The sequence below is a fragment of the Mesorhizobium sp. M7A.F.Ca.CA.003.01.2.1 genome, from assembly GCF_003998945.1.
GTDB classification, from domain to species: Bacteria; Pseudomonadota; Alphaproteobacteria; order Rhizobiales; family Rhizobiaceae; genus Mesorhizobium; species Mesorhizobium ciceri.
Genome location: NZ_RZRA01001056.1, coordinates 1 through 1,797 on the forward strand (window position 1 = coordinate 1; position 1,797 = coordinate 1,797).

General features: G+C 63.7%; 3 protein-coding genes. All 3 read right to left on the reverse strand.

Annotated elements, in window-relative coordinates; genetic code table 11:
* A partial coding sequence (locus EN969_RS29540; RefSeq protein ID WP_245467556.1) for an ABC transporter substrate-binding protein occupies positions 1 to 368 on the reverse strand: 368 nt, incomplete at its 3' end.
* Between the two features lie 33 nt (positions 369 to 401).
* The gene (locus EN969_RS29545; protein WP_024502122.1) at positions 402 to 1,322 is read right to left on the reverse strand and encodes an ABC transporter permease; all 921 of its coding nucleotides are present in this window, start codon (positions 1,320 to 1,322) and stop codon (positions 402 to 404) included.
* Positions 1,319 to 1,797: ABC transporter permease (locus EN969_RS29550; protein WP_164758608.1), on the reverse strand; the 479-nt coding region annotated here is incomplete at its 5' end. The genes EN969_RS29550 and EN969_RS29545, both read right to left, overlap by 4 nt.

The following is a 1,797-nucleotide window of genomic DNA, read 5'->3' on the forward strand; positions in this document are numbered from 1 at the left end:
AGCGAATATTTCACGTCGTCGGCCGTCATCTCGCGGCCATTGTGGAATTTCACGCCATGGCGCAGCTTGAAGGTGAAGGTCTTGCCGTCGGGCGAAATCTCGTAGCTTTCGGCGAGGTCGGGTTTCAAATTGGTGGTGCCCGGCTCGTAGTCCATCAACCCGTCGAACAGACTCTTGATCATCGACCAGTTCTGCCAGTCATAGCCGATCGCCGGATCGAGCGTGGCGACGTCGTCCTTGTAGGTGATGGTGATGGCGCCGCCCTGCTTGGCGTTCGGATCGACGGCGTCCTCGGCGCGAACGCTCGTCATGCCGAGCATCAGCGCCAGCGCCGATGCCGCTACCGTGGATGCGAGAAACCTTTTCATTTTTATGTTCCCTTTCTCTGTCTGGTTTTCATTTCATCTGAGCTTGATGCGGGGGTCGATGAAGGGCGCGATGATGTCGGCCAGCAGATTGCCCAGCACGATGGCGAAGGCCGACACCAGCGTCACACCCATGATGATCGGGATGTCGACGCGCTGGATGGCCTGCCAGGCGAGCTGGCCAATGCCGGGCCAGCCGAATACGCTTTCGACGACGACGATGCCGCCCATGAAGATGCCTATGTCGATGCCGATCATGGCGATCACCGGCAGGATGGCGTTGGGCAGCGCATGGCGGAACAGGATAGCTCGCCGCGCCAGGCCTTTGGCGCGGGCGGTGCGCACGTAATCCTGGCGCAGCACGTCGATCATCGACGAGCGCATCATGCGCGCGTACCAGCCCGCGCCGAGGATTCCCATGGTCAGTGACGGCAGCACCAGATGACGCCAGGTGCCGTAGCCGCCGATCGGGAACCAGCTGAGCCGCACGGCAAAGACGTAGAGCAGCAGCAGACCGACGACGAATTGCGGCGCCGAGACGCCGACGAAGGAGGCGACCATCAGCGTCTGGTCAGTGGCGGTGCCGCGCTTGACGGCGGCGATCAGGCCCATGCTCAGGCCGAGCAACAGCTCGCACAGGATGGCGCCGACCATCAGCAACAGGCTGGCCGGCAGCCGCGAAACGATCAGCTCGGTGACTTCGGAGCGCTGGATGTAGGAGCGGCCGAGATCGCCGCTGACGAGCTTCGTGAGATAGCGCCAGTACTGGACGACGAACGGCTGGTCGAGGCCGAGCTGCTGGCGGATGTTCTCGACCGTCTGCGGCGTGGCACTGCGGCCGGCGATCTGGCGCACCGGATCGGCGGGCAGGAGATAGAGCAGAGCGAAGGTGATCAGCGAGACGCCGAGCAGGATCAGCAGCGACTGGATGAGGCGGCGGCCGAGATAGGCGATCATGCCCGGCCTCTTTGCGTCGGATCGAGGATGTCGCGCAGCGCATCGCCGATCAGGTTGAAGGCGAGCGCCAGCGCCAGGATCGCGGCACCCGGAAAGAACACCAGCCAGGGTGCGGCCTGGAAATAGGTCTGGTTCTCGAAGATGATGTTGCCCCAGGACGCCGTGGGCGGCTGGACGCCGATGCCGAGGAAGGAGAGTGTCGCCTCGAGCAGCACGGTGGTCGAAATGCCGAGCGTGCCCCAGACGATGATGGTCGGTAAGAGATGCGGCAGGATGTGGCGAAACAGGATGCGCGGCGCGCTCGCGCCGATGGTGCGTTCGGCATCGATGAACTCACGCTCCGCCAGCGATGAGGTCTCGGTGTAGATGACGCGGGCGGTCTGCACCCAGTTGACCAAAGCGATGACCATGGCGACGATCCACAGGCTGGGCTCGAACACCGCGGCCAGGCAAATGGCGAGCAGCAGTGCCGGAA

Coding starts and splice junctions, on each gene's coding strand:
- EN969_RS29545 (WP_024502122.1), bottom strand. CDS start 1,322: ATGATCGCCTATCTCGGCCGCCGCCTCATCCAGTCGCTGCTGATCCTG.